This window comes from Mesorhizobium sp., from assembly GCF_004962925.1.
GTDB lineage: Bacteria > Pseudomonadota > Alphaproteobacteria > Rhizobiales > Rhizobiaceae > Mesorhizobium.
The window spans coordinates 266-2,968 of record NZ_SUEO01000360.1 but is presented as its reverse complement, the minus strand read 5'-3'; the positions used below and the strand labels follow the sequence as shown (position 1 = coordinate 2,968).

Here is a 2,703-nt window from a genome sequence, read left to right as displayed (position 1 = left end):
CTTCCAGCACTACGACTACGTCAATCCCGATGCGCCGAAGGGCGGCACGCTGAATTCGGTGGTGCTCGGCACTTTCGACAGCTTCAATCCTTATATCGTGCAGGGTTCGCCGGCAGCCGGCTTCACACAGTTCGGCGGCGGGCTGCTCTACGACACGCTGATGGAGCAGGCGACCGACGAGGGCAGCGTCAGCCATCCGCTGATTGCCGACGCCTACAAACATCCGGACGACTATTCCTCGGCGACCTACCGCCTGGACCCACGGGCCAGGTGGCACGACGGCCAGCCGATCACTACCGACGACGTGATCTGGTCGTTTCAGGTGCTGAAGGCCAACAGCCCGATGTACAGCCGCTATTTCGAGAACGTCACCGATGCCGTCGCGATCTCGGACCGCGAAGTCGAGTTCCATTTCAGCCAGAAAGGCAATCGGGAGCTGCCCAAGATTCTCGGCGATCTCGTCGTGCTGCCGAAGCATTGGTGGGAAGGTACCGACGCCAATGGCAAGAAGCGCGACGTCACAAGGCCGACGCTGGAGCCGCCGCTCGGCTCGGCCGCCTACAAGATCGCCAGCTTCAAACCGGGCTCGGAAATCGTCTGGCAGCGCGTGCCCGATTACTGGGCGGCCAAGCTGCCCGTAAAAATCGGTCGCGAGAATTTCGACAGGCAGCGTTTCAGCTACTTTCTCGACGATAATGCGGCGTGGCAGGCCTTCACCAAGGGCGGGCTGGATGACATCAAGCCGGAAAACAGTTCGAGGCGCTGGAACACGGCCTATAATTTCCCGGCAGTCCAGGCCGGCGACGTCATCAAGAAGGAATTCAAGACCGCCTCACCCGAACCGATGCAGGCCTTCATGCTCAATGTGAGGCGTCCCTTGTTTAGGGATCGCCTGGTGCGCGCCGCGCTGACTTACCCGCTCGACTTCGAGGCGATGAACCGCACGCTGTTCTTTGGCTCCAACACCCGCACCAGCAGCTATTTCCAAGGAACCGAACTGGCATCGAGCGGTCTGCCGCAGGGCAAGGAACTGGAGATTCTTGAGCAATATCGCGAGAAACTGCCGCCCGAAGTCTTTACCCAGGAATTCAAGCTGCCGGTCTACGATTCGCCACAGGCGGAGCGGAAATACCTGAAGCAGGCGGTCGATCTGTTCGCCAAGGCCGGTTGGGTGATCAAGGGCGGCAAAATGGTGAATGCCAAGACGGGCGAGCCTTTCAAGTTCGAAATCCTCGGCTGGAACGACACCGACCAGGTCCTTTCCAGTCCCTATATCGCCAATCTGCGCAAGATCGGTGTCGACGCCACGCTGCGGCTGATCGACCAGACCCAGTACGTCAACCGCATCAACAACTTCGATTTCGATGTCACCATATCGCAGCTGGGACAGTCGGATTCGCCAGGCAACGAGCAGCGTGACTTCTGGAGCTCGAAGGCCGCCGACACGGCTGGATCCCGCAACTATGCCGGCATCAAGAACCCGGTCGTCGATGCGCTTGTCGACCGCGTCATCTTCGCCACCGATCGCGACGACCTGGTTGCTGCCACCCATGCGCTCGACCGGGTGCTGCTGTGGAATTACTATGTCGTGCCGCAACACCATCGCTCGGTGGTCTGGATGGCCTACTGGAATAAGTTCGGCATCCCAGAGAAGCAGCCTGCCTATAGCGGCGTCGATCAGAGTTCCTGGTGGATCGATGCGGACAAGGAAAAGGCGCTGGCGGCAAAATACAAGAGTGGCAATTGATGGCGGCGCTCCCCCGCCGCGACTCTCTGGCCCGCCGCGACTTTCTGGCCCTGGGCGCAGCAGCCACGGCGGCAGCGCTGCTGCCCGGCCGGGCCTTCGCCACCATCCCGACCGACGTAAAGCTGCACGGCCTGTCGGCCTTCGGCGATCTCAAATATCCCCCGGATTTCACGCATTTCGACTATGTCAATCCGGACGCCCCCAAGGGCGGCCAGATGAATTTCGCACCGCCAAACTCCACCCTCAACCAGAGTTTCCTGACCTTCAACACGCTGAATTCCCTGGTATTGAAAGGGGATTCGCCGCCGCGCACCGAACTCTGTTTCGATTCGCTGATGACAAGCGCACTCGATGAGCCGGATGCGGTCTATGGCCTGCTTGCAGAGTCCGTTACCTTGACGCCGGACCGCAATGGCTTCCGCTTCAGCTTGCGACCGCAAGCGCGTTTCCACGACGGCTCGCCACTGACCGCCGAGGATGTCGCCTTCGCATTGAAGCTTTACAAGGAAAAGGGCCATCCCAACCTTTCCCAAGCGCTCCGGCATATGACGGAGGCGGTCGCGGTCGATCCGGTTACCGTCGACCTCACCTTCAACGGCAAACAGTCGGCGCAGAATATCCTCGCCATCGTCGCAATGCCGATCGTGTCCAAGGCCTTTTACACGGTCAACGAATTCGACGCCTCGACGATGAAACCGCCGCTCAGTTCCGGACCATACAAAATAGGGCGCGTGGCGGCCGGACAGACCGTCGAATATGAACGCGTCGCCGACTATTGGGGCCGCGATCTGGCGGTGAACCGCGGCCTTAATAATTTCGACCGCATCCGTATCGACTTTTATCTCGATCGCCAGGCAGCGTTCGAGGCCTTCAAGAAGGGCGACACGCATTTTCGCGAGGAATTCACCGCGCGGGTATGGGCGACCGGTTACGACTTTCCGGCGCTGAAGGACGGC

2 protein-coding genes are annotated in these 2,703 nt (G+C 60.2%); both read left to right on the top strand.

The features are described from left to right. Positions 1-1,747 (top strand): extracellular solute-binding protein (locus E5W87_RS34845; protein WP_292408335.1); only part of this gene is annotated, 1,747 nt, incomplete at its 5' end. Continuing rightward, on the top strand, positions 1,747-2,703 hold a 957-nt coding region (locus E5W87_RS34840), incomplete at its 3' end, for an ABC transporter substrate-binding protein (protein WP_292408332.1). The genes E5W87_RS34845 and E5W87_RS34840, both read left to right, overlap by 1 nt.